Source organism: Hyphomicrobiales bacterium, from assembly GCA_039973685.1.
In the GTDB taxonomy this organism is placed as follows: domain Bacteria; phylum Pseudomonadota; class Alphaproteobacteria; order Rhizobiales; family JACESI01; genus JACESI01.
Map to the genome: position 1 here is coordinate 1 of JBDWKL010000029.1, position 24,529 is coordinate 24,529.

Annotated in this window: 24 protein-coding genes; 12 read left to right on the forward strand and 12 right to left on the reverse strand. The window is 47.2% G+C overall.

The features are described 5' to 3' along the window. From boxC to ABJO30_08480, 3 genes are all read right to left on the reverse strand, one after another. Window positions 1-1,386: 2,3-epoxybenzoyl-CoA dihydrolase (gene boxC, locus ABJO30_08470; GenBank protein MEP3232845.1), on the reverse strand; the 1,386-nt coding region annotated here is incomplete at its 3' end. A 143-nt stretch (window positions 1,387-1,529) separates the two neighbouring features. Further along, window positions 1,530-2,369 carry an alpha/beta hydrolase gene (locus ABJO30_08475; GenBank protein MEP3232846.1) on the reverse strand — a complete coding sequence of 280 codons (840 nt, stop codon included), beginning with the start codon at window positions 2,367-2,369 and terminating at the stop codon, window positions 1,530-1,532. A gap of 9 nt (window positions 2,370-2,378) precedes the next feature. After that, complete coding sequence (locus tag ABJO30_08480) at window positions 2,379-3,914, reverse strand: benzoate-CoA ligase family protein (protein MEP3232847.1); 1,536 nt, start codon at window positions 3,912-3,914, stop codon at window positions 2,379-2,381. Between the two features lie 267 nt (window positions 3,915-4,181). Here ABJO30_08480 and ABJO30_08485 point away from each other — a divergent pair, with 267 nt between their 5' ends. After that, on the forward strand, window positions 4,182-5,000 hold the full coding sequence (locus ABJO30_08485) for a mechanosensitive ion channel domain-containing protein (protein MEP3232848.1): 819 nt from the start codon (window positions 4,182-4,184) through the stop codon (window positions 4,998-5,000). A 59-nt stretch (window positions 5,001-5,059) separates the two neighbouring features. Here the strand turns inward: ABJO30_08485 and ABJO30_08490 are convergent, their stop codons facing one another. From ABJO30_08490 to mepA, 7 genes are all read right to left on the reverse strand, one after another. Beyond that, window positions 5,060-5,761 carry an ABC transporter ATP-binding protein gene (locus ABJO30_08490; protein ID MEP3232849.1) on the reverse strand — a complete coding sequence of 234 codons (702 nt, stop codon included), beginning with the start codon at window positions 5,759-5,761 and terminating at the stop codon, window positions 5,060-5,062. 3 nt (window positions 5,762-5,764) lie between these two features. Continuing rightward, entirely contained in the window at window positions 5,765-6,508 is a 744-nt protein-coding gene (locus tag ABJO30_08495) for an ABC transporter ATP-binding protein (protein MEP3232850.1), read from the reverse strand. Beyond that, window positions 6,505-7,500, reverse strand: coding sequence for a branched-chain amino acid ABC transporter permease (locus ABJO30_08500; GenBank protein ID MEP3232851.1), 996 nt, complete (start codon window positions 7,498-7,500; stop codon window positions 6,505-6,507). The genes ABJO30_08495 and ABJO30_08500 overlap by 4 nt, the downstream gene beginning before the upstream one ends. Then, window positions 7,501-8,424, reverse strand: coding sequence for a branched-chain amino acid ABC transporter permease (locus ABJO30_08505; protein ID MEP3232852.1), 924 nt, complete (start codon window positions 8,422-8,424; stop codon window positions 7,501-7,503). A 98-nt stretch (window positions 8,425-8,522) separates the two neighbouring features. Next, window positions 8,523-9,707, reverse strand: a complete 1,185-nt coding sequence (locus tag ABJO30_08510; GenBank protein ID MEP3232853.1) for an ABC transporter substrate-binding protein — start codon at window positions 9,705-9,707, stop codon at window positions 8,523-8,525. Window positions 9,708-9,852: 145 nt separating this feature from the next. Next, a complete protein-coding gene (gene msrA / locus ABJO30_08515; protein ID MEP3232854.1) occupies window positions 9,853-10,509 on the reverse strand; it encodes a peptide-methionine (S)-S-oxide reductase MsrA in 657 nt (218 codons plus the stop codon). Between the two features lie 186 nt (window positions 10,510-10,695). Beyond that, window positions 10,696-11,637 (reverse strand): penicillin-insensitive murein endopeptidase, encoded by a 942-nt coding sequence (gene mepA, locus ABJO30_08520; GenBank protein MEP3232855.1) that lies wholly within the window; start codon window positions 11,635-11,637, stop codon window positions 10,696-10,698. A 120-nt stretch (window positions 11,638-11,757) separates the two neighbouring features. Here mepA and ABJO30_08525 point away from each other — a divergent pair, with 120 nt between their 5' ends. Next, window positions 11,758-12,021, forward strand: a complete 264-nt coding sequence (locus ABJO30_08525; protein MEP3232856.1) for a hypothetical protein — start codon at window positions 11,758-11,760, stop codon at window positions 12,019-12,021. Between the two features lie 102 nt (window positions 12,022-12,123). Further along, window positions 12,124-12,588, forward strand: a complete 465-nt coding sequence (locus tag ABJO30_08530; GenBank protein ID MEP3232857.1) for a YtoQ family protein — start codon at window positions 12,124-12,126, stop codon at window positions 12,586-12,588. Window positions 12,589-12,681: 93 nt separating this feature from the next. Here ABJO30_08530 and ABJO30_08535 read toward each other — a convergent pair whose 3' ends face one another. Beyond that, entirely contained in the window at window positions 12,682-14,850 is a 2,169-nt protein-coding gene (locus ABJO30_08535) for a malate synthase G (protein ID MEP3232858.1), read from the reverse strand. 244 nt (window positions 14,851-15,094) lie between these two features. Here ABJO30_08535 and ABJO30_08540 point away from each other — a divergent pair, with 244 nt between their 5' ends. Beyond that, window positions 15,095-15,907, forward strand: a complete 813-nt coding sequence (locus tag ABJO30_08540; protein ID MEP3232859.1) for a tellurium resistance protein TerC — start codon at window positions 15,095-15,097, stop codon at window positions 15,905-15,907. A 51-nt stretch (window positions 15,908-15,958) separates the two neighbouring features. On the opposite strand, the gene ABJO30_08545 is transcribed toward ABJO30_08540, so the two are convergent. Continuing rightward, window positions 15,959-16,909 (reverse strand): GGDEF domain-containing protein, encoded by a 951-nt coding sequence (locus tag ABJO30_08545; protein MEP3232860.1) that lies wholly within the window; start codon window positions 16,907-16,909, stop codon window positions 15,959-15,961. Window positions 16,910-17,062: 153 nt separating this feature from the next. Between ABJO30_08545 and ABJO30_08550 the strand changes: the two genes are divergently transcribed. The 8 genes from ABJO30_08550 (at window position 17,063) to ABJO30_08585 (ending at window position 24,477) form a co-directional block, all read left to right on the forward strand. Then, on the forward strand, window positions 17,063-17,524 hold the full coding sequence (locus ABJO30_08550) for an MmcB family DNA repair protein (protein ID MEP3232861.1): 462 nt from the start codon (window positions 17,063-17,065) through the stop codon (window positions 17,522-17,524). A gap of 392 nt (window positions 17,525-17,916) precedes the next feature. Further along, window positions 17,917-19,233: a polyhydroxyalkanoate depolymerase gene (gene phaZ / locus ABJO30_08555; GenBank protein MEP3232862.1), complete on the forward strand. Its 1,317-nt coding sequence runs from the start codon at window positions 17,917-17,919 to the stop codon at window positions 19,231-19,233. A gap of 192 nt (window positions 19,234-19,425) precedes the next feature. Then, on the forward strand, window positions 19,426-19,848 hold the full coding sequence (locus ABJO30_08560; GenBank protein ID MEP3232863.1) for a DUF2852 domain-containing protein: 423 nt from the start codon (window positions 19,426-19,428) through the stop codon (window positions 19,846-19,848). 228 nt (window positions 19,849-20,076) lie between these two features. Further along, entirely contained in the window at window positions 20,077-20,775 is a 699-nt protein-coding gene (locus tag ABJO30_08565) for a SprT family zinc-dependent metalloprotease (GenBank protein MEP3232864.1), read from the forward strand. A gap of 320 nt (window positions 20,776-21,095) precedes the next feature. Then, window positions 21,096-21,299 carry a Flp family type IVb pilin gene (locus ABJO30_08570; protein ID MEP3232865.1) on the forward strand — a complete coding sequence of 68 codons (204 nt, stop codon included), beginning with the start codon at window positions 21,096-21,098 and terminating at the stop codon, window positions 21,297-21,299. 163 nt (window positions 21,300-21,462) lie between these two features. Next, on the forward strand, window positions 21,463-21,966 hold the full coding sequence (locus tag ABJO30_08575; GenBank protein MEP3232866.1) for a prepilin peptidase: 504 nt from the start codon (window positions 21,463-21,465) through the stop codon (window positions 21,964-21,966). A gap of 130 nt (window positions 21,967-22,096) precedes the next feature. Next, window positions 22,097-22,915, forward strand: a complete 819-nt coding sequence (gene cpaB / locus ABJO30_08580; GenBank protein ID MEP3232867.1) for a Flp pilus assembly protein CpaB — start codon at window positions 22,097-22,099, stop codon at window positions 22,913-22,915. A gap of 11 nt (window positions 22,916-22,926) precedes the next feature. Continuing rightward, window positions 22,927-24,477: a type II and III secretion system protein family protein gene (locus ABJO30_08585; GenBank protein ID MEP3232868.1), complete on the forward strand. Its 1,551-nt coding sequence runs from the start codon at window positions 22,927-22,929 to the stop codon at window positions 24,475-24,477. Window positions 24,478-24,529: the final 52 nt, after the last annotated feature.

A 24,529-nucleotide genomic window follows, 5' to 3' on the forward strand; every position in this document is an offset into this window, starting at 1 on the left:
TTCATTGGCGTCAAAGGCTTCCAGCGAATTGCCAATCTCTTCGCGTGCGCCATCCACCATTTCAGGCGTGCCGTAAAAACGGGCTTCCAAGCGGGAAATGTCATTGCCCATCGGCATCATGCCGAAATTGCTCTGGGTCAAAGTGAGGGTCGCGACAGGACGGTTATCGCCGTCGAAGTCGCCTTCCATCATGTAAGAGCGATCACAAGCAAAGGCGAGTTCTGCCAGTACGCCCACAAAGCAAGAGCCATTTTCAACCATTGCGACAAGCGAGCGTGATGTAACGTCGATGCGCTTTAGGAGGCGTTTCCAATAATTGAGAATTTCATTAGCAAGCCAGTGGTCTTTGTTTTCAATCAAAAAGGCTTCATGAGCTTTCACAGCTTCAGGATCGCCTTGGGTTTTAAAGGCAACCAGCCCGATCTCAAGTTCATTGATACGCAAATGCAAGATGGCATCATCAAGCTCACGCACCGTGCGAAGCATCCATGTGTCAGCCCCTTCTGCTTGAAGGGCATCGGTTGATGCGGGCGCCGCAGTATCAGGTCCGTTGATCGTGATCGTCGCCATATTGATTGTACGATCAATGGCCACTTCAACCGTGCTATAGGTGAGCGAACCATCATCCGCGATTGTGCGTTTTAGTGGTGTTAGCTCAATGCCTGTTAGGCCGTTCGGGCGGGTAGACTTGTCGACAAACTCTTTGGCGCGTTCCAGCACGGTTTCATCAAAGGTCGAGTTTTTAACGACCTCATCGACGAGGTTCCATTCTTTCGCTTTTTTGCCCTTGATACCTTCTTCAACCGTGCAAAATACATCGGCCAAATCGCGGCGCACCTTGCGCTTGTCGGTAACACGGGTGAGGCCGCCTGTGCCGGGCAGAACCGCAAGCAAAGGTAACTCTGGTAGTGAGACGCTCGACGCGCCATCGTCTGTCAGCATGATGTAATCGCAGGCAAGAGCCAGCTCATATCCACCCCCTGCACATGATCCTTTTACCGCGCAAATCCATGTTTGGTCGGAATCAGTGCTGGCCGCTTCGTAGGTATTGCGGGTTTCATTGGTGAACTTACAAAAATTGACTTTGTGCGCGTGGGTCGCACCGCCCAGCATTCTAATATTAGCGCCTGCGCAAAACACTTTGTCTTTGCCAGATTGCATGATGACAGATTTTACTTCTGGATGTTCAAACCGCATACGCTGAATGATATCTGAAAGCTCGATATCAACGCCTAGATCATAAGAATTGAGCTTTAGCTCATAACCATCAAACAAGCCGCCATTCTCATCCACGTCCATCGTGACAAAGGCTATAGGCCCGTCATAACGGGCGCTCCAATGCTTGTATTTTGATGGGTCGGTTTGAAAATCAATCCGCTTGCTCATGGCAAAGCCTCCTAAAAGCCTATTAAGGCACTTTAGTACAAAGGATAGCAATAAAAAGCATAAAAATACATCAATTTTGCAAAAATATGCACTTTTTCAGTCTTCATACATCATTATGTGTTTTATAATGCATAAATTAAGCGTTATTGTGATGGTGCAGCATTGCTAGTTGAGACAAGTTCACGTTCTAAGCGCTCAAGGCGCTGACAAAACTCTGTAATGACACCCAGCGTTTCATCCGCCTTTTCAAGATGTGGCGAATGCTTGCAGTCTTCCAAGATCGCACAATCAAAGGGCGAATAAAGCCGCGCTTCCAATTCATCGAGTTGGGCAAGTGTGCCGTATTCGTCATTGCGCCCTTGAATGCCAAGCACGGGAATTCTCAAATAGTCGATGTTCTCTGCAATATTCCAGTCTTTAAAATCATCATCCAACCAAGCGCCGTTCCAGCCATAAAAAGCATCATCCACATGGGTGTGATATTTGGCCAGTTTTTGTTTGAGGTCGCCTGTTTCATAAATCTCTTTTGCAGCCTTTATGGCGGTAAGACCCACAGGCTCAGTGAAGAAATGTGGCGCCATTAAAACTAAGCCCCGAATGCGCATGTCTTCTGTGCTGCCTGCATAGATCGTTACAATTGAAGCTCCGTCACTATGGCCAAGCAAGATGCCGCGTTGAAAGCCGATTTGATCGAGAACCAACGGTAAAACATCCATTGCCTCGCGCGTCATATAATCAAGTGGCTTTGGTGGCGGGCTTCCGTCTGATCCGCCATAGCCTGCACGTGAATAGGCAAGTACACCGTATCCGGTTGCCTCTGCCAGTCGTGATGGAAAATCGCGCCACAAAGCAATGCACCCCAATCCCTCATGCAACATAATGATTGTTGGTGCGTTAGATGGCGGCGGGCCAAAGCATTGGGCTTCCAGTTTGGTCGTGCCGATCTGAATGTGTTGCGGGTTTGGGTTGTTCCAATCCATCATTGGTTTACATTATCCTCGAAGTTTGAAGCGTTGAATTTTGCCTGTCGCAGTCTTTGGTAGGTCAGGCACGATCTCCACCCACCGTGGGTATTTCCATTTGCCGATGGCTTGCTTGACATGCTCTTTTAATTCTTCCGCCAACCCGTCGCCATTCGCGCTTTCTTGCAGCACGACGAAGGCCTTTGGCTTTTCCAATCCATCACTATCTTGTGCAGCAACAACGGCAGCTTCTAGCACGCTTGCATGAGCGCTGATTGCTTGCTCAACCTCGAACGGTGAAACCCAAATGCCGCTCACCTTGAACATGTCATCGGTGCGGCCACAATAAACATAACGACCATCATCGCGGCGTTCATATTTATCGCCTGTGCGTGTCCAATTGCCTTCAAAGGTCGCGCGAGATTTTTCGCGTTGGTTCCAATAGCCATCGGCAGCAGACGCGCCATTGACCAGAAGCTCACCAACCTCGCCGTTTGCCACCTCATCACCATGCTCGTTGACAAGGCGAAGTTGATAGCCGGGCACAGCAATGCCGGACGTACCGTAGACCACATCATCTGGTCCGTTCGACAAAAAGATATGCAACATCTCTGTTGAGCCAACACCATCAAGAATGTCGACGCCGGTTAGTTGATGCCACTTCTTCCCAATTTCGGCGGGCAATGCTTCGCCTGCTGAAATTGCACAACGCAAATTTTCAAGGCCGCCGGTCTTGTCGCCCATCTGCGCAACAAGGGCTGCATAAAGAGTTGGCACGCCGCAATAAAGCGTTGGCTTGGCTTTGGCGATGGTTGCAAAAACACTGTCAGGTGTTGGGCGCTGGGCGAGAAGCCACGTGGTTGCTCCAACCGACATGGGGAAGGTCATGCCATTGCCTAAGCCATAAGCGAAGAACAGTTTCGCGGCAGAATAAACCACATCATCTTCGCGCATTTTCAAGATGTTGTTTGAGTAAGTATCAACGGTTGCTTGAAGCGCGCTATGTACATGCTGAACGCCTTTCGGCTGGCCTGTGGAGCCGGACGAATAAAGCCAAAACGCACATTCATCGCCGCTTACTTCAATCGTTGGACGGGCATCACCTTTTTCAAGCTCCGCATTGAAATCATGGCAGCCTTTTGGCGTGTCCTCGCCGATAACAAAAACAGCTTTCAAATAAGGGTTGTCAGCCAACAATGGTTCAACGGTTGCATAGAGCGCCTTTGACACAAAAAGCACTCGTGCGCGGCTATCGTTTAAGATGGTGCGATAGGTTTCAGTTGGCAGCAATGTGTTGATGGCGATTGGAACGATGCCCGCTTTCATGCTGCCCCAAAAGATGATTGGAAATTCAATCTGATCCAAAACCAGCATGGCAGCGCGGTCTTCTTGGCCAAGGCCATAGCGCTCATAAAGGGCGGCCATCTTGCCAGAAGCGGTGCCAAGTTCGCCGTAACTTAAACAGCGTTCAGCGCCGTCAGCCTCTTGGAAAGCACATTTATCTGGAATGGCGTTAGCGTGGCGGTCCACAAAGTAGCAGGCCGCGTTTTGGTTCAAATCACTCACCATCATTCCTCCCAGAAATGGTTATCTACAACCAATTGAGCCACATCATGTGAGAAGAGGCAAGATAATGTGAGTACAACATTGTTATACGGTCGAAATTGGTGCGAATTTGTCTAGGTGTATGAATTATATTGCTATTTTCCATATCTACCAGTGGTGTCTTTGCACCAAATTCTGGGTTGTGGAAGATTTTTGAGAAAATACTTTAAATTGTGTTGAGCAACCTATATATACCTATGAGTGCATATTGCAGGGAGTGGGGATATTATGGAAAGTAAAGTTTTAGAACAAACGAGTGCGGGCGCTTCATGGCTCTCGTCTAATGTGATGAATGTATTCTACGCGATCATCATCATTATTGTTGCCTATTGGGTGGCTGGTTTCATCAAGCGGATGATCACCAAAATCGCCAACTCCAATGAGAAGCTTGACGACACGTTATTTGAATTTCTAGGCAGTCTAGCCCGTTACGCGATATTGGCTTTCGCGGGCATCATGGTGCTTGAACGTTTCGGCATAACCACAACGTCGCTGGTCGCCCTCATCGGTGCCGCCGGTCTTGCTGTTGGTCTCGCCTTGCAAGGCACATTGTCAAACCTTGCAGCTGGTGTGATGTTGCTCTTGTTCCGCCCGTTTAAAGTCGATGACTTCATTGATGGTGCGGATGTGTTTGGTAAGGTTAAAGGCATCACACTTTTCACAACCGATCTTGTGACGTTCGACAATCAGCACATCATCGTTCCAAACAGCGAACTTTGGGGTACGAAGATTATCAACCACAGCCATTATCCAGAGCGTGGTGTCGATATGATCTTTTCCGTTTCCTACGATACAAAACTCGATAAGGCGAAGGCTACAATTCAAAAAGTTTTTGATGAGCATGAGCATGTGTTGAGTGAACCTGCTGCCTTCATCGAAGTGGACACACTGGGTGAATCGTCAGTGAACATCATCTCTCGCCCGTTCTGCAAAGGCGAACACTATTTCGATTTGAGATACTCGCTTCCCCAATTGGTGAAGCAGGAGTTTGACAAGCAAAAAATCAAAATACCATTCCCACATCGGGTAATGATTACGGAAAAATAATTGTCAAATTGATGATCTCAAACCTAGCTGGCGTGGGCCCATCCCCTGCGCCAGTTTTTTTATACGCCGAGATAGCGTTGTTGCACGTCTTCTTGCGTTTTCAATTCATCAGATGACCCAGACCAAACAACACGGCCTTTTTCAACGATGAAGTGCTTGTTTGCGAGCTTCATAAGGTCGTTGATGTTTTTATCAATCAACAAAATTGAAACACCACTTTGGCGAATTTCTCCAAGAGCTGTCCAAATTTTATCACGGATAAGCGGGGCAAGTCCTTCGGTTGCTTCGTCCAAAATGAGGAGTTTCGGGTTGGTCATGAGTGCGCGACCCACGGCGAGCATTTGCTGCTCTCCACCTGATAAAAGATTGCCCATTGAGCTTGCGCGTGTCGCAAGTTCGGGGAAGAGATCGTAAATGCGGTCCATGGTCCATGGATTACTCATGCCAAGGTGGTTGCTTGCTGTCGCGATTAGATTTTCGCGGGCTGATAGATTTGGAAAAATCTGACGCCCTTCTGGCACGAGACCGAGGCCCAGTTTCGCGATCTTAAATGATTTCTCACCCGCTAATTCATGGCCAGAAAACTGAATGCTGCCAGCACTCGGCTTCACGATGCCCATGAGCGAGTTGATGGTTGTGGTCTTGCCCATGCCATTGCGCCCAAGAAGGGTGACGACTTCACCTTCTTCAATCTCAAAATCCATCCCGAAGAGGGCTTGGCTCGCGCCGTAAAATGTCTCTAAGCCAGATACTTTCAACATTGCTTAAGCCTCCCCAAGATAGGCAGCACGCACATCAGCATTGCCGCGAATGTCTTCGGGTTTTCCAGTTGCGATGATCTTGCCGTAGACAAGAACGGAGATGGTGTCGGCAAGCGCGAAAACAGCGTCCATGTCATGTTCAACAAGCAGCATGGTTTTCTCGCCTTTAAGTCCATTGAGCAGATCAACCATGCGGGCTGATTCTTCAATGCCCATGCCAGCCATCGGCTCATCCAACAAAAGAAAGTCGGCTTCTGTTGCCAGCGCCACCGCAATTTCAAGCTGCCGTCTTTCACCGTGAGAAAGGCTGCTTGCCATATCATCGGCCCGCGCACCTAACCCAACACGGTCGAGGGCTGCTTGTGCTTTGTCACGAAGAGACTTGATGTTAGCAGCGGGTCGGATGAATTTGAACGAGTGGCTTTCTTGTGCCTGTGCTGCAATCGCCACATTGTCGGCGGCACTCATGGTCATCAATAAGCTGGTGATTTGAAACGACCGCGCCATACCAAGGTGAGCGCGTTTATAAGCGGGTAGGTTGGTAATGGTCTGGCCGCGAAAATGAACATTGCCGCTATCGGGAGCCAAGCCACCTGATAGCTGAGAAATGAGCGTCGTTTTGCCCGCACCATTCGGCCCGATGATCGCATGGATTTCACCTTGCTCAACACTGAGTGAGACATCCACGGTCGCCGCAACGCCACCGAAGCTTTTGTTGAGGCCGTCAATTTCAAGGAGTGCACTCATTTTTTGCGCTCCTTGCTTTTAAACAGTCCAATTACGCCGCCTGGCACAAACAGCACCACAGCAATCAAAAACGCCCCAAACGGTAGGTGCCAATATTTCGCCCAATCGTGATTGATGAGCGCGATGGCGTTTTCAATGACGAACTCAAGCCCGATAAAGAGGATTGATCCAAGCACAGGCCCAACACTGGTGCCACCGCCGCCGAGGATCACCATAAACATCAGTTCGCCGGATCGTGTCCAATCCATCATTTCTGGTGAGATAAAGGTGGTGAAATTGCCAAGTAGTGCGCCTGCATATCCAGCCATTGCGCCTGAGATGACATAAGCGACAAGACGGTAGAGATAGACATTATAACCAATCATCCGCATGCGTTCTTCGTTACCCATGCCACCGCGTAACACCATGCCAAAGCGTGAGCGCACGATCATGCGCACGAACAACACAGCCGCAACCAGCGAGGCATAACAAAGCAAATACATCTGCAACGGGTCATCCATGCTTATCAATGGAAGCTCTGAGCGGATGTCGATTGTGAGGCCATCATCACCGCCATAAGTTTCTTGGCTGATGAAGAAGAAAAACATCATCTGCGAAAAGGCCATCGTTATCATAATAAAGTAGACGCCCTTGGTTCGCAGGCAAATAGCACCAACGATGAGAGCGAAAATAGCGGAAAGGCCAATGGCAATACCAAACTGGAAGAGCCCGTTGTAACTCGCAATTGCATCCCATTCGCCATAGGTTGCGTGATAACTTGGAATGCTGACTGCATAAGCGCCAATGCCGATGAAAACCGCATGGCCAAATGAGACCATGCCACCATAACCAAGGATCAAATTTAGACTAACAGCGGCAATTGCAAGACAGACAATACGGGTTGCAAGGTCGGCATAAAATGGTTCGCCAATCCAAATGAAAATCGGGGGCAAGATGCCGAGAAGCACCATAATGATGATGCTGAAAATTCTATGGTTGAGGTTGCGGCTCATCTAACGCACCTTCGGAGGAAAGAGGCCTTGCGGACGCACAGCCAAAATGATCGCCATCAAAATATAGATCAACATGGCGGAGACGGCAGGGGCCGCTGTTTCAGCACTGTTTTCTGTCATGAATAATTTGAACGCATCATCTAAGAACGAGCGCCCCAATGTGTCGATCAAGCCGATCAACATGGCCGCAATAAAAGCGCCCTTCATGGAGCCGATGCCGCCAACGATGATGACGACGAAAGCTGTGATGATGATGCCGTTACCCATGCCGATTTCTGCCTCTGTAATGGGCGAAATCAACATGCCCGCAATGCCAGCGAGAACAGCGCCAAGGGCAAAGACAAGGCCGAACAACATTTGAATATCAATACCGAGCGCTGACACCATGGTGCGGTTAGATGCGCCCGCGCGGATCAACATGCCAAGGCGTGTATAATTCACCAGCCAGAAGAGGCCCGCCGCAATGCTGAGACCGGACCCAATGATGAGAAGCCTGAAGATTGGGAAGACAACCCCTGGTAAAATCTCGACCTGCCCATCAAGCCATTCAGGTAGCGGGACCACAATGCCTGCTTCCCCCCAAATGATTTGTACCAGCGTGTCAAAGATCAAAATTAGCCCAAAAGTGGCCAACACATGAGAAAGGTGATCGCGGGTATAAAGCCAGCGCGCAAGGCCGAATTCCACGGCATAGCCCAGCAAGGCCATCACGGGGATAGCAAGCAAAATGCCTAAAAAGAAGTTGCCCGTTGCAAAAGTGAGGGTCGCACAAATGAAGGCGCCCATCATGTAGAGCGAACCATGGGCAAGGTTCACAAAATCCATAATGCCAAACACAAGGGTAAGGCCGGATGCGAGTAAAAACAGCAATACGCCGAGCTGCAATCCATTTAACGTTTGGGTTAAAAGAAGGACGTAGTCCATAAAAATGTATAAGATGCAAGTGAAACGAAGTGCTTGCAAATCCCAAAAAACAAGGGAGAGAGCCCTGAGGCTCCCTCCGAAAATACGACTAATTTAGCTTAGTTCAAAGAACATTCGCCTGCATAGGGGTCTTGGTGTGCTTCCAAAACAGTTTGAACAACTTTCGTTGTCCACTTGCCTTCAGAATCTTCAATGACTTCACGAAGGTAGAAGTTTTGGATCGGCATATTGTTGTTGCCGTAGCTGTATTCACCGCGAACAGATGCATAGCTTGCAGATTTCATTGCTGCACGCATTTCATCTTTTTTGGTAAGGTCGCCACCAACCGCTTCAACGGCCGACTTGATCAAGAACATTGAATCGTAAGCCTGCGCTGCATAAAATGATGGGTAGCCACCGTGCTTTGCTTTGAAGTCTGCGACGAAGCGCTTGTTCTGATCATTGTCGAGGCTTGGATCCCATTGTTGGGTTGTTTGTGAACCAAGCACGGCTTTAAAGTTTGCCGCTTGCAATTTTGGCAAAGATAAACCGTCAACCGTAAACACAGAATAAAGCGGCAAGCTCTCAGTTAGGCCAGCTTGCTGATACTGCTTGATAAACGCGCCACCGGCAGAACCTGGGTAAAAGACGAAGATGCCTTCCGCACCTGATGCTTTTGCTTTTGCAAGTTCAGCAGAAAAATCAAGCTGGCGGTCTTTACCCCATTTGGTGAGGTCTTTGCCTTTGATTTCGCCTTTAAAGGTGCGCTCAACGCCTGCGACCATGTTTTTGCCCGCAGCATAGTTTGGCGCCATGACGTAAATTGACTTCACACCCTTTTGGTTGAGCACTTCGCCCATTGCCATTGGTGTTTGGTCATTTTGCCAAGATGTTGAGAAGAAGTTCTCGTGGCAAAGCTTGCCAGCGATCGGTGATGGACCAGCATTTGCGGAAATGAGGAACTTACCGGCATCAAGCGCTGATTTGCGCGATGCAAGAAGAACGTGCGACCAAATGTAGCCCGCGACGAAATCAACATTGTCTTGTTTGACAAGCTTGTCGGTGACTTGTTTGCCGGTTTCAGGCTTAAAACCATCGTCGCCATAGATGAGGTTAATATCAAGATCACCCATTTTGCCACCCATATGCTCAACAGCCAAATTCACGGCGTTTTGCATGTCTTTACCGATAACGGCAGCAGGTGTGGTGAGTGTGGTAACGAAACCAACTTTGACTTCAGCGGCATGAGCGGTACTCGCCATGAACGCGGCTGCAAGTGTTCCTAGCAGGGCCTTTTTGATCATATAATCCTCCCGATCTGTATTCCAACTGCAAAAAGTGTATCTGCTTGCAATGCGTTGTCAATCACAAAGCTGGCAGAAAGCCGACACAATGCGAAGAGGGGCAGGGTGGGATTAGCCGAATTATATAATAGGTTTAGCTTGGTTTTTAGGCGTCAACGCCAACGGGGCAACTAACGCCAACGCCGCCGAGGCCACAATATCCACTTGGATTCTTTGCGAGATACTGTTGATGGTAGTCTTCTGCATAATAAAAGCTAGAAGCAGGCAGTATTTCTGTCGAAATTTGCCCATAGCCTTTTTTGAGCAGAGCTTTTTGATAGCGCTCTTTTACGGCTTCTGCGACTTCTTTTTGATCGTTCGATTTATAATAAATTCCAGAGCGATATTGCGTGCCAACATCATTGCCTTGGCGCATGCCTTGGGTTGGATTGTGGCTTTCAAAGAAGTGCATCAGCAAGTTGTCGAGTGAAATTTGATCTGGATCATACATAACCATCACCACTTCATTGTGGCCAGTTTTGCCTGAGCAGACTTCTTGGTAGGTTGGATTTGCAGTGTGGCCAGCTGAATAACCAACGGCAGTTACATAGACACCGCGCATTTTCCATAATGCTTTTTCGGCTCCCCAAAAGCAGCCAAGGCCCAATATAATTTGCTTCAATTGATCAGGGAACGGCCCCTTCATTGGGTTGCCATTGGTGAAATGAAACTCTGGAATCATCATTTCTTCATCCCGTCCTGGCAGTGCGTCTTCTGCCTTGGGGATCGAGATTTTGTTCTTTAAAACGTCAAAAAGGAACATGACAAAAATTCACTTAATTAGCTGACAGGGCGTTAAGCCATTGTTTTTTGGAAGTTTAGTACCAAATTTTAAACTGGGCTTCTAGGTTATTGTGCAAGATATTTTCCAAAGATAATAGGTCCTATGACTGACAGTTAAGACATTTTTTCGTGATCAAGCTTGCTGTGATCCACGACTGACGAGACCTTAAGAGGGCTTTCCTCTCGGAAATGGTGGCCGTTTTGGAGGGAAAGATGGCAGTTTTGCTGTTCCTCTTTTTAGAACCGTTACACAATAATTAGGAAGGCTCGCCAACGTGAGTGGTGGTTTCGGTTTGCGGGGCTTAACTTTGCCTTTTGGTTTTGGTGGTGGTGCAAACCAGCGAGCAAGGTCTGCGCCACATCCATCACCAGCAGCAGGACGGGCTTGATCTTTGCAGTCTTTAGAACCCGCTGGGCACGATAAACGCACATGCATATGATAATGATGGCCTGCCCAAGGGCGAACTTTACGTAAGAATGCGCGATCATTCCCGGCCGCGCGGCAAAGTTCTTTCTTGATAATCGGATTGACGAAAATGCGAGCAACTTCTGGGTAAGAAGCGGCGCGGCGGATCAAGCGTACATGGTTGGGTGACCAAACTTTCCGGTCGACTTCTTTCTTATCAAAATTGACCGTTGAAACAGCACTCAATTTCTCGCGCTCTTCGCGGGTCAGGCGTCGATTAGGCATTTGGTTGAGCCAAATGTCGGCGTCAAGTCCGATCTGGTGAGAGTTATGCCCTGTTAGCATGGGGCCGCCGCGCGGTTGAGCAAGGTCGCCAACCATAAGCCCAGACCAATCGCCCGCTTGCCCTGCATCATTAGCAAGACGTCTGACATATTTAACAAGCGATGGGTGTCCCCAATTGCGATTGCGTGACAGGCGCATCACTTGCCAGTAGCGACCATCAATCTCAATGGATGTGCCGCCAGCCAAGCATCCTCTCGCATAAGACCCAACGGCGCGAGCCTTCAAAGGCGCGGGCGCTGCCTTGAACCCAAATAATCGTTTAGCAGGCACAACATCAGCGGCCAACACAGGTGTTGCAAGGCCGATAAAAAGCGTGCCGACAAGGGATGGTTTTGCAATTTGAGATAACAGCTTCATGTCGATCTCCACAGTTCACAGCATAAATGAATTATTGTTTGAGTTTTCCTGATTGGCGGCTGGTTTGCAACATCTGTTTTCTAGTGTGTCGGGATGTGGGAGAAATCAAGAATATAACTGATGATTCGTCACGTTTTGAATTCTGAAACACTTCGTACTGAAAGCCGTGTTAGTGGCATTCAAAACGAGATCGACACGAGTATCGATAATCTAGCCAGATGGGCAATTTCCAAAGATCCAAAACTGATTGCGAAAATTCCGAAAGAGAGAAGAAGTTTAAACAATCTGCGGGCAGAGCAGCCGATTGCTCGTTCTAATGTTAAAATTGCAAGACGGGAGCTTCAAGATTATTTGGCGGCCAACCCGCAAATTCGAGCGTTCTAAATTTTCTATCCTAAAAATCGCCAATCAAGGCCTTCCTTGGTTGGTGATTTGCTTCAGATGCACTAAGTGATGGGAACAATTCATCACATAGGGTGCGAAATCATGACATGGCAAGTTTATCTCTCAGGCGAAATTCACACGAATTGGCGTGAAGAAATTGAAGAGGCGACTAAAGCTCAGGGGCTTGATGTGTCCTTTGCAGCACCCGTGACAAACCATCCAGCATCAGATGATTGTGGTGTTGCGATTTTGGGCGAAGAGCCAAACAAGTTTTGGCACGACAATAAAGGCGCAAAGGTCAATGCAATCCGCACCCGCACCTTGATTGAGCGTGCTGACATTGTGGTGGTTCGCTTTGGTGAGAAATATAAACAATGGAATGCCGCCTTTGATGCGGGTTATGCCTCTGCACTTGGCAAATCTCTAATCGTGATCCACGGCGCTGATCATCAACATGCGTTGAAAGAGGTTGATGCCGCAGCCCTTGCCGTCACCGATACACCGACGGATGTTGCTGATATTTTGGCCTATGTGATCAATGGAACGCTTAAAGGTTATACTGACTAAGGATAAGCTGCCGCGTCATTCCAACAATCAGCCTTAAACAAAAAAGCCCCGGTTCATTGAACCGGGGCTTTTGATTTTTAACGGTGAGCAAATCTAGCTGGCAGCTTTCACTTCCAAACGACGCTGGTGCAAGATCGGCTCCGTGTAGCCTGCTGGTTGTTCTTTGCCTTTAAACACCAAATCACAGGCTGCTTGGAAGGCAATGGAGGCATCAAAGTCTGCGGCCATTGCTTGGTAAAGTGGATCGCCAGCATTTTGGCCGTCTACTTTTGCCGCCATCTTTTTCATGGCACCCATGGCTTCTTCTTCGCTGCAAACACCATGGTGTAGCCAGTTTGCCATGTGCTGTGAAGAAATACGCAATGTGGCGCGGTCTTCCATTAGGCCGATATCATTGATGTCTGGCACTTTTGAACAGCCAACACCTTGGTCAACCCAGCGCACCACATACCCAAGAATGCCTTGTGCGTTGTTTTCAAGCTCTGCTTGAATGTCTTCCTTCGGCCAGTTCGGGCGTTCTGCGACTGGAATAGACAAAATGTCATCCAAGTTTGCGCGGCCACGTTTTGCAATTTCTGCCTGACGTTCTGCAACGCTCACTTGATGGTAGTGTGTTGCATGAAGCGTTGCAGCCGTTGGGGAGGGAACCCAAGCACAGTTTGCACCTGCCATTGGGTGACCAATTTTTTGCTCCAACATGGCAGCCATCAAATCAGGCATGGCCCACATGCCTTTGCCGATTTGTGCATGGCCTGAAAGACCACATTCAATGCCAATGTCTACATTCCACTCTTCATAAGCAGCAATCCAAGCGGCTTGCTTCATGTCCGCTTTGCGGATCATTGGGCCAGCTTCCATGGCGGTGTGAATTTCATCGCCTGTACGATCAAGGAAGCCGGTGTTGATGAACACAACACGAGATTTCGCAGCACGGATGCATTCTTTAAGGTTCACCGTGGTGCGGCGTTCCTCATCCATGATGCCCATTTTCATGGTGTTTGGCGCCATGCCGACCAGTTCTTCAACGCGGCCAAATAGCTTATTAGCAAAGGTTACTTCTTCCGGCCCGTGCATTTTTGGTTTCACAACATACATAGAGCCATGCGCAGAGTTTGCGCGGCGGCCATTTGTGCCAACATCGTGGAGCGCTGCAAGCGCTGTCATGGCAGCATCCATAATGCCTTCTGGCACTTCAGCGCCATCTTTGTCATGGATTGCAGGGTTGGTCATAAGGTGCCCAACATTGCGAACCAGCATGAGCGAGCGACCTTTGAGAGAGATCGCAGAACCATTTGGTGCTGTGTAATCTAGGTCTGGATGTAATTCACGCGTGACCATCTTGTCACCCTTCATGAACTCATCCTTGAGATCGCCTTTCATAAGGCCCGCCCAGTTTTTATAGGCAAGAATTTTGTCTTCGGCATCAACGGCTGCAACAGAATCTTCGCAATCCATGATGGTTGTCATGGCAGATTCTAACCAAACATCTGAAATGTTGGCGGCATCGGTTGAGCCAATTGGATGGTCTGCATTGATGTGAACGCCAATATGCAGGCCGTTCTTTGCAAACATCAAAGCATCTGGCGCGTCAGCATCGCCTTTATAGCCAACAAACTGCGATGGATCAGTAAGCGCTGTCTCGCCACCATCAGTGGTTTTGATTGTCAAAGCACCATTGGCAACGCTGAAGCCTGCAACATTCACCCAATCGTCCAGCAAAGGAACAGAAGCATTCAAATGTTTGCGTGCCCATGCAATTACTTTTGTGCCGCGTGCTGGGTTATAACCACCGGCTTTTTCCGCGCCGTCTTCTTCAGAAATCGCATCAGTGCCGTAAAGTGCATCGTAGAGTGAACCCCAACGTGCATTGGCTGCATTCAGTGCATAACGTGCGTTCATAACGGGCACGACCAGCTGGGCGCCAGCAACTGAGGCAATTTCAGGATCAACATTGTCCGTGTCGACAGAAAAATCGCCACCTTCTTCGACCATATAGCCAATCTCTTTCAAGAAGGCTTTATAAGCGTCCATATCCATGCCATTGGCGCGGTTATCGCGGTGCCATGCATCGATTTTTAGCTGCAAATCTTCACGCTTCGCCAAAAGAGCGCGGTTTTCTGGCGTAAGGTCGTGAACGATCGCTGCAAACCCATCCCAGAATTTTGCTTGTTCTACACCGGTGTTCGGCATTACTTCGCTGTTGATGAAATCATAAAGTTCCTGATTAATTTTCAGGCCACCATGTTCTACCGTATCTGCCATGCCGAAACCTCCAAAAGTTGCATGAAAGTGCACAGTTATCGTGCTTTAAGTGTTGTTGTAACCCAAAGACGCGCGCAATCAATTTATCATTTGGAATATGTCCTATGAATTTATGGATATAATAAAGGTGTGATTAGAATGTAATATCCGTGAGTTGTAAAAATTTGCTGCTATATCAAAGGTTGAATGGGCAGTTTGGATTTAGTAGAGAAAGTTAAGAATTCTAGCGCAAGGAAATTGAATTATGGCTGAATTGCTAACTATCGATAACCTCTTCACACTTGCCATGCTGATTCTGCTTCAAGCAGTACTCGGTTTTGACAATCTTCTCTATATCTCAATCGAATCAAAACGCGTGCCCCTGCATCAACAAGCAGCCACACGGCGTTGGGGTATCGGCATCGCGATCGCATTGCGGTTGGTCCTTCTCTTCGTCCTTGTAAACGCGATTAAGCTTTTTCAAGATGTGCTGTTCGAGCTTGAATTTGAAGGCATCATAGAAGCGTCGATTAATGGTCATTCTATCATTGTGTTAACTGGTGGTGTGTTCATTTTATACACCGCGCTCAAAGAGATTAGCCACATGATGACAATCGAAGATTTGGATCAAGAAGGCGAGAGCGGCGCGAAGCGTACGATGGTTTCTGCGATTATTTGGATTGTGGCCATGAATGTTGTGTTCTCGTTCGATTCAATCTTGGGTGCGATGGCGCTAACAGACACATTCATCCTTATGGCCGTCGCTGTGATCGTTTCAGGCATTATGATGATTGTCTTGGCTGACTATGTCGCAGACTTTTTGAAAAAGAACCGCATGTATGAAGTGCTTGGGCTCTTCATCCTGTTTGTTGTTGGTATTTTGCTTTTGTCAGAAGGCGGCCATATCGCGCATTTGAAACTTGCAGGCGTGCCTGTTGAGCCAATGGCTAAGAGCACCTTCTACTTTGTCATCGCGGTTATGGTCTTGGTGGATATCGTCCAAGGTCGTTACCAAAAGAAACTGACGTTGGAGCGAAAGCTGCAATCAGCAGGAGACCACAAGCCTGATCTTGGATAGGTTGGGCGTTTGGTTTTTTAAGGGATATAAACGTTTTAAGGTCGCTTAGGTTTAAGCGACCTTATTTTTTTCAAACTGGCAGCTTTCAAACTCAAGCTGGTTGCGGCCATTGTCTTTTGCGATGTACAAATTTTTGTCGGCGCGATTAAGAGCAATGTCGATCTTATCTTCACCACTCATCCACATTGTGCCGCCAACGCTGGTGGTAAAGCTAATTTCTTGCCCATCGTATTTGATTTTGGTTTTTCCAGTGCGGTCGATGATACGTTGCGCAATACGTCGTGTCGCAACTTCGGGGGCATCTGGGAGCAAAATGGCAAATTCTTCGCCACCTAATCTTGCGACAACATCTGAGCCGCGAACGCAATCTTCAATTAGTTTGGTGAATGCAATCAAAACCTCATCACCAGCCGCATGGCCGTGTGTATCATTGAGGTTCTTGAAATTATCAAGATCGAGCATCAAAACGCCAATTTCAAGATCACCGATCTCTGCGTATGTTAGCAATTCTTCTGATTTGTCATAGAAAGAGCGGCGGTTTGCAATGCCGGTCAATGGATCAATCGCGGCAAGTTCTTTCAACTTGCTCTGCTGTTTGCGCAGTTCGCGATGCTTGTCTTCGAGTTCTTGTTCATAAGAAACGAAAAGACTGATGTCGCATAAGCTCCACAGCGTATGTTCATTACCATCTTCGCCAGTGACGAGCTTAGGTTTGCCAAGCACCATGCATTCTTTGATGTCGTCAGTCACGAGCTTGCACAACACTTCAGCTTCAGGCGTTTGCCCTGGTTGCGAAAGATTATCAGCTTCTGAGCGTACGGGTTGGAATAAAGCGCTTTGCGGCCCTGTTTTATGCCCAATAACACGATCTTCTTTGGTGTTAAGCAGGGTTACATAAGCCGCATTTGCGAACACAACAACGCCTTCGCTGTCCTCCATGCACATGGGAGTCGGGAAATCTTGGAGAAAATCCGAAAGTTTAGCATCGAATGCGCCACGCAATTTTTTATTCCTTCAGGGTTGTATTCTCACCATGAGAAAGTGCCCGAGTTGCACATATTCTCTCACAAGCTTACTAACGGAAGTTAAATTTTTAGATTTTTTTGTTTCTGTACACGTAGTTTTGATCTTGGGCTTACAGAATGATTGGGTGCGATGGAACAGTTTGACGGAAGACATTCAACGCGAGCGACAGAAATAGAACGTGGTGTTGGGCGTTATCTGCGAAGTCTCAATTATGTTTATGTGCCAGAGCTCACGCTACCAGATAAGCGCCGTGCCGACATGGTGGCTCTTGGACCTAAAGGGCAAATTTGGATTATTGAAATCAAATCATCAGTTGAGGATTTTAGAGCAGATCATAAATGGCAAGACTATCAAAACCATTGTGATGCTTTGTTTTTTGCAACGCTCAATGATGTCCCGGCAGACATTTTTCCGGTTGAAGCTGGCTTGCTGATCGCGGACAATTTTGGCGCTGCTTGCATGCGCGAAGCGCCCGACGATAAGTTGTCGGCGCCGATGCGTAAAAAACTAACTTTGATGATTGCGCGGTTTGGTGCCAAACGGTTTCATAATCTTCAAGATCCGGCACTCAAGGAAAAATCAGTTATGTAACAAAGTTGGTCTCAATCGAGGATGGTTTGGGCGCCAATACACCACAGGCAACGTTGGTAAAATTTTAACCTTCTTTGGAGTGTTCTCATGTTTTTACCCTATTGTAACCTCTGTCGACTAGGGTGGTTTGATTATTTTGGTAGGGGTGCTTAGCGCTTTCGCTTTGAGGCGAAGAGCAAGTGGTGGTTAAGGCGACTATCGAATTTTACGGTATTTAGAAATATAATTGTTAGAACGTCCCTATACTCTCCAAAGGACTAGTTGTTCATTCGTTTTTATCTGATATGGTGCACTGCAAAATAGATGGTTGCACTGCAAAATTTTAAGATTTGAGCACTCATCGAATATCGGTCTTGCACGGGCAAGCCGTTTTCCAGTTGAAAGGCTTTTTAATGTCGTTTTATTTCTTGCACGAAATGACCCATGCGACCATGAGCCCATGGCGTACAATGGCTGAAACCACGCGTGCACTCGTCAATAATTCGATGAGCCCACTGGCGAACACGCCGGTTGTGAGATCGCTTGATGCGGGTTTTGAAGTGTTTGAACGGGCAACACGCCAATATGGCAAACCGGCTTTCGGCATTACAGAAATTGAAATCGACGGCGTGCCATTAAGCGTGTCTGAAAAAACGGTGTGGTCAGATACCTTTTGTAACTTGATCCAGTTTCAACGCATGGCGCCAGCTGGCCAAGGGCCTGACATGGAAGGTCGCCTTTCCAAAGTTGTGGTTGTGGCTCCAATGTCTGGGCATTATTCAACATTGTTACGAGGAACTGTTGAAGGATTGCTCCCTTATCATGATGTCTACATCACTGATTGGGTCGATGCCCGCCAGGTTCCAATCACAGACGGTTCTTTCGATCTTGATGATTATATTGATTACGTCATCAACATTGCTCATCATTTTGAGGGTGATGTTCACTTTGTCGCTGTATGCCAGCCGTCAGTTCCTGTTCTAGCAGCTGTTGCACGCATGGAAGAACTTGGAGATCCGCTTGCGCCAAAATCAATGACATTGATGGGTGGGCCAATTGATACGCGGATCAATCCAACGGTCGTGAACGACCTAGCGCAGAAAAACGATCTCGATTGGTTTGAAAACAACGTCATAATGACTGTTCCTTTCCCGCATCCTGGTGTCATGCGCCGAGTTTATCCAGGCTTCTTGCAACTCTCAGGTTTCATGAGCATGAATTTGGATCGCCATGTGAGTGCGCAGCGTGAGTTTTATAATCACCTTGTCGAAGGTGATGGGGAATCGGCTGACAAACACCGTGAGTTTTATGACGAATATATGGCTGTGATGGATTTAACGGCTGAGTTTTACCTCCAAACGGTTGACACAGTTTTCATTCGTCATGCTCTTGCAACAGGCGACATGATGCACCGTGATGAATTGGTGAAAACGGAAGCCATCAAGAATGTGGCTCTATTGACGGTTGAAGGTGAGAAAGACGACATTTCTGGTGTTGGTCAAACAGAAGCCGCTCATTCCCTCTGCTCGAATATTCCAGATAGCAAACGGATGCATTATGTGCAGCCTGAAGTCGGCCATTATGGCGTGTTCAATGGTTCGCGCTTTAGAAAAGGTATCCGACCTAAGATTACAGAGTTCGTTCTAAAAGCTGACCAGCGCACAAAATTAGCGCCAAAACCCGCTAAGGGTAAAAAGGTTGTGCCTGCTAAAAAAGCAGCCAAAAGCTAAGCTAAGAGCATCTTTAGACGCAAGGTTAGCCCCTGAAACGCCTAGTTTCGGGGGTTTTTTCTTGAATAATCACCTCATCATCACCATATCTTGAAGTAAGCGGGAACCAATTGTTCGCGGTTATGCGGCACGGCGGTTCCTGACTGCATCTGACTAAGATGCGATTTTTGAATCAAAACTGTGAGGTATAAAATGGTTCATTCACAGACTGCTTCTACTGCGTCTGCTGACACGTCGGGTCCGTTCCTTAAACCGGGTTGGGCTCCACTCAATATCTTCTTGATGATTGTTGGCTTCATGCTGTTTTGGCCTTTGGGCCTTGCCATGCTTGGCTTCAATCTTTGGGGACATAAACTAGGAGAGTTCAAGGACGATATGAAAAAATCTTTTGCTGTTCAAACGGATTGGATGACGTCTAATCCAGATCGTGCATCTTCAACAACAGGTAATGCAGCGTTTGATGCGTTTCGTGAAACTGAGTTGCAGCGCCTTGAAGAAGAGCGCGCGAAGCTTGATGCAATGCGTAAAGATTTTGATGATCATCTTGAAAGCTTGAGACAGGCTCGTGATCAAGAAGAATTCGATCGCTTTATGTCTCAACGCAAAAAGAAATAACGATCTCCGCGATTATTTGGTTCTGGAAACCTTGGGTTCTGACCCTAGATGCGATGGACCTTATTGAAAAAGGAATACGGGGCTTTTGGCCCCGTTTTCTTTTGCCGATCTAAAACTCATTTTCCCTATGCGAACAATTAGCGAGTCACCTATAATAGGGGAATGTTCGGTTCTCTTTTCTCTTCGCCTAAATCGGCAGGTTCAAAACCCGCCTACCAGCAAAGCATAATGCTTGAGATCAACGGCAATGACGTGCCGATCCAAATCAAACATAATGACCGCGCGAAAAGATATACACTGCGCATGCCGCAAGTGGGCACAACGCCAATTTTGACAATTCCCAAATATGGAACCCATGACGAAGCCATCGATTTTGCGCGGCGTCATACAGGTTGGCTTGCGGCCCGCATTGCTGATCGACCTGAATTGACCGCGTTTGAACCGGATGTTTTAGTGCCTTTGCGCGGTGAACCGCATCGATTGGTCTCCAGCGGTAAGGCGCGCGGCGTGATTCAAGTCATCAATGAGGAGCCAACGCCTCATTTAAGTGTGTCTGGTGACCCGCGCCACTTTGAGCGGCGGGTAACAGACTGGCTGAAAGAGCAAGCAAGAGCAGACATCACCGCTGCTTGCCATCATCATGCCAACAATCTGGGGCTTCATTTCCGTTCTATCTCAATTAGAGACCAAAGAACCCGCTGGGGATCTTGTTCAACGGGTGCCCGTTTGAATTTTTCGTGGCGTTTGATCTTAGCGCCACCTGAGGTTTTGGACTATGTAGCGGCACATGAAGTCGCTCATCTTCAAGAAATGAATCATAAACCGCAGTTTTGGGCCCTTGTTGAGAAAACATGTCCTGAGATGGAATTGCATAAAACGTGGCTTAGACGACATGGTACAACGCTTCATTCTTATGGTTCGTTATAAGATTTGAGCGAGAATTTAATTCCTCAACCTCGACGATGGTAAACGCACCCTAAACATGGTCATCAAGGTTTAATTCAATTTTTAATATAAATAGTGCCGAATTCGTGGAAAATGTTCATTTATCCTGCTAATTTAACCAGAATAACACCTATTTAATACTCTATTTACCGTGTGTAAGCCGAATATTTGAGTTAGTTTTTATTGGTTCGAATTAACTGTAGTGAAAGAACTTTTTTGTAGTGTTGGCTCATCGATGGCCCCGGACATGAACTAGAGGGTCACGGTTCAGTTTAACACATGTGATCAATTAGGAGCTCACTATGAAACTTTTTAAACAATTCCGTAAAGACGAAAAAGGCGCGACAGCAATCGAATATGGTTTGATCGCGGCTCTTATCTCAGTTGTAATCATCGCTGCGCTTAACGCGCTCGGCCCACAGCTTGACGCTGCATTTACTGGCGTATCTAACGCTGTTACTGAAGCTAACGTAACAGCTGGTACAAATGATCTTACAAGTAACTAATACTGCGAAAACCTTCTTGAAGCTGCATTTCGGCTAGTTTGGTTGATGATGCAGCTTTATAGAGAGTGTGCAATTGAAAAACGGGAGCTTTTGCTCCCGTTTTTTGTGATTAAATGAAGAAATTTAAAATCTGACGGCAACTTCGAAGAATTATAGGATCTATATGGCTTACATTGTGCTTATATTGTTTTCGGCTTTAATGTTATATGTCACTTATTCGGATTTAACGTCATATACTCTGCCAAATTTCATCTCAATTTTGTTGGTGGTTGGTTTCTGCCTTGTGATGTTAATCATCCAACCCCCTCTTGCCGCGTTTGGTTGGCATGTTGGTGTTGGTGCTATTTTATTCGTCGTTGGCTTCGTTTTATTCGCAACAGGTTTGTTTGGCGGCGGTGACGTGAAGGTTATAGCAGCCCTTGGCCTTTGGTTGGGGCCGTCGAATGTTTTGCCGTTTATAACAATGATGGCGATACTAGGCGGTGTTTTAGCCTTAGCCTTGCTCATTTTCCGGAAAATTAAAATCCCGCAAAATTGGTTGAAAAACAGCGCTATCGCGGGACTTCATTCCAAAGAAGAAGGCATCCCCTATGGTGTCGCAATTGCTTTTGCTGCTTTAATAGAATTTCCAAAAACGGAAATACTTGCGAGAATTTCAGCGTTGTAGCTTGGGCTTTTGATTACATTTAATTTTTGTTAAGTATAAAACATCACTAAACATTAACTATAAATATACGTTTGTCATGCCAGAGTAACCTCAAATAACCCCCTTAATGGGTCACTAGTGAGGTAGTCTGATGAGTCCGACGCGCATATTAATTTTGGGAATTGGTTTTGTTGCTGCAATCGTTGCGGCTGTTTTAGCTGTAAACTTGACATCTAGCGAACCGCAAGTGGTTCGCCAAGTGGCCAGTGAGCCATCCATCAAAACAACAAAAATATTGGTTACGAAGAAACGTCTTAAACGAGGCGATGCTGTAACTGGTAAAGACCTCGCATGGGCTGACTGGCCAAGTAGCTCAGTCACTGACCGACACATTACCAAAAGCAAAAAACCTAAAGCGATTACTGAATTTGCAGGAACGCGGGTCCGTATTGGTATGGAAAAAGGTGATCCCGCTCATGCAAGCAAGTTCATTGGCAAAGGCCAAGGGTTCTTAGCTTCAGTTCTGACTAAAGGTATGCGGGCTGTTTCTACTAAAGTGTCGCCAGGAACAGCGGCTGGAGGATTTATTCTTCCAGATGACCGCGTCGATCTGATGATGACAAGAACCTTAGGTGAAGGCGAAGACGAAGAATATAAGACAGAGCCAGTTCTCACCAATATTCGTGTTCTCGCAATTGATCAGATTGTTCAGGAAAAAGACGGTCAGTCTGTTGTTGTTGGTAAGACTGCAACACTTGAACTTAATGATGAGCAAGTGAGAATTTTGACTATTGCTCAACAAGTTGCAGATCGCATGACACTGGCTTTGAGAAGCTTGAGTGACGCGTCTGAGGAGCCAAAATCTCCTGCAGTTTATCTAATTGGACGTGGTGAAGACGGCAAAGACCTTAAGAAAAGTACAGTTTCTGTCGTGCGTTATGGCACGCGTGAAGAAGTGAAAGCAAAGTAGAGGAAATCATCGTGATTAAAACAAGAAACTCATTTTCCACCTTGGCTGTGCTTATCCGCTTCGCGCGTATGTCTGTACTGCCTTTATTAGCCGCAGTTGTCGCATTGACAACCTTGCAAACAGACGCGATTGCTGCAGATAAAAAAAATAGCCTTCAAGTCATTAGAACGAGCACTGTTGGTGCTACCAAAAACGTGTCACTTGGGTTGGACAAGTCACTTGTTATCGAATTACCGCGTGATGTTCGTGATGTTTTGGTTGCAAACCCTGAAATCGCTGATGCGATTGTCAGAACAGCACGGAAAATCTTTTTGATCGGCAATCAAGTTGGTCAAACAAACATTTTCATGTTCGATAAAGCAGGTAACACAGTTCTTAGTCTTAATTTGGCTGTTGAACGTGATATTTTGCCGCTCGCAGATCTTATTGAAAAATATGTGCCGGGTTCTGACGTTACAGTCGAAATCGTCAATGACAACATCGTGTTAACTGGCTCAGTTCCAAACCCAATCTCTGCACGCCGTGTTTCTGATTTAGCGCAAGCGTTTGTATCAGGCGGTGAGGCTACAACCGGCCAGTTCACGCAGACGGCGGTTAGTGGACAAAATGGTGGCGATTCAGCAATCTCCAATCCGGATGGCCAAGGCCGTCAGCAATCGCAAATCATCAACCTTTTGAAAATTGAAGGCGAAGATCAAGTGCACCTTAAAGTGGTTGTCGCTGAGATCAGACGTAGTGTTTTGAAACAGCTTGGGATTAGTCTCCAAGCGATCCGAAACAACGCTTCAACCTTTAATTTAACCCGCGAAGCGGTTGCGGGTGCTGTTGGGTCTTTCCAACCGGGCGGCGGCGCAGCTTCCTTCAGTAGGACTTTTGGAAGCACAACCTTTAATTCGACAATTAACGCCTTGGAACGGGCAAATGTGTTGCGGACACTGGCTGAACCAACACTAACGGCACAATCTGGACGTGAAGCAACGTTCCTTGCTGGTGGTGAAGTCAACCTTCCAACATCATCATCAATCGAAGATGGGGTTGTTACAGTCGAAACAACTGCACGAACTGTTGGTGTATCTCTTTCCTTCACACCAGTGGTGCAGTCTGCTGAACGCATCAGTATTACGTTGAATACAGAGGTGAGTGCCGTTGATCCAACGCAAGCTAATACTGACTCTGGTGGCGTTGCTTTCCCAGGTATATCTATTCGCAGAGCATCGTCAACAATCGAACTTCCATCTGGTGGTACGATGATTGTTGGTGGTCTTTTGAAAGATGAGCTACGCCGCACATCAAATGGTCTGCCTTATCTGAAAAACTTACCGGTTCTTGGTCCGCTATTTGGTAGCTCAGGCTTTACTCGTAATGAAACTGAGTTGGTGATCATGGCAACACCTTATCTGGTGCGCCCAACAGCTCGCAAAAACCTTGCTCGCCCTGACAAGAACTTCGCAACTCCATCGGACACTGGGACATATTTGTTTAACCAGATCAACCGCATCTATGGCGGAAAGACCGGTGCCAACGGGAAATATCATGGGCGTGTCGGCTTTATCTACGACTAAGCAATGAAGTCGAACAAAAAACAAACGCATATCCAGACGGCGCAACGCGCAA

Coding starts and splice junctions, on each gene's coding strand:
- ABJO30_08475 (MEP3232846.1), bottom strand. CDS start 2,369: ATGATGGATTGGAACAACCCAAACCCGCAACACATTCAGATCGGCACG.
- ABJO30_08485 (MEP3232848.1), top strand. CDS start 4,182: ATGGAAAGTAAAGTTTTAGAACAAACGAGTGCGGGCGCTTCATGGCTC.
- ABJO30_08490 (MEP3232849.1), bottom strand. CDS start 5,761: ATGTTGAAAGTATCTGGCTTAGAGACATTTTACGGCGCGAGCCAAGCC.
- ABJO30_08495 (MEP3232850.1), bottom strand. CDS start 6,508: ATGAGTGCACTCCTTGAAATTGACGGCCTCAACAAAAGCTTCGGTGGC.
- ABJO30_08500 (MEP3232851.1), bottom strand. CDS start 7,500: ATGAGCCGCAACCTCAACCATAGAATTTTCAGCATCATCATTATGGTG.
- ABJO30_08505 (MEP3232852.1), bottom strand. CDS start 8,424: ATGGACTACGTCCTTCTTTTAACCCAAACGTTAAATGGATTGCAGCTC.
- ABJO30_08510 (MEP3232853.1), bottom strand. CDS start 9,707: ATGATCAAAAAGGCCCTGCTAGGAACACTTGCAGCCGCGTTCATGGCG.
- msrA (MEP3232854.1), bottom strand. CDS start 10,509: ATGTTCCTTTTTGACGTTTTAAAGAACAAAATCTCGATCCCCAAGGCA.
- mepA (MEP3232855.1), bottom strand. CDS start 11,637: ATGAAGCTGTTATCTCAAATTGCAAAACCATCCCTTGTCGGCACGCTT.
- ABJO30_08525 (MEP3232856.1), top strand. CDS start 11,758: ATGATTCGTCACGTTTTGAATTCTGAAACACTTCGTACTGAAAGCCGT.
- ABJO30_08530 (MEP3232857.1), top strand. CDS start 12,124: ATGACATGGCAAGTTTATCTCTCAGGCGAAATTCACACGAATTGGCGT.
- ABJO30_08535 (MEP3232858.1), bottom strand. CDS start 14,850: ATGGCAGATACGGTAGAACATGGTGGCCTGAAAATTAATCAGGAACTT.
- ABJO30_08540 (MEP3232859.1), top strand. CDS start 15,095: ATGGCTGAATTGCTAACTATCGATAACCTCTTCACACTTGCCATGCTG.
- ABJO30_08550 (MEP3232861.1), top strand. CDS start 17,063: ATGGAACAGTTTGACGGAAGACATTCAACGCGAGCGACAGAAATAGAA.
- phaZ (MEP3232862.1), top strand. CDS start 17,917: ATGTCGTTTTATTTCTTGCACGAAATGACCCATGCGACCATGAGCCCA.
- ABJO30_08560 (MEP3232863.1), top strand. CDS start 19,426: ATGGTTCATTCACAGACTGCTTCTACTGCGTCTGCTGACACGTCGGGT.
- ABJO30_08565 (MEP3232864.1), top strand. CDS start 20,077: ATGCTTGAGATCAACGGCAATGACGTGCCGATCCAAATCAAACATAAT.
- ABJO30_08570 (MEP3232865.1), top strand. CDS start 21,096: ATGAAACTTTTTAAACAATTCCGTAAAGACGAAAAAGGCGCGACAGCA.
- ABJO30_08575 (MEP3232866.1), top strand. CDS start 21,463: ATGGCTTACATTGTGCTTATATTGTTTTCGGCTTTAATGTTATATGTC.
- cpaB (MEP3232867.1), top strand. CDS start 22,097: ATGAGTCCGACGCGCATATTAATTTTGGGAATTGGTTTTGTTGCTGCA.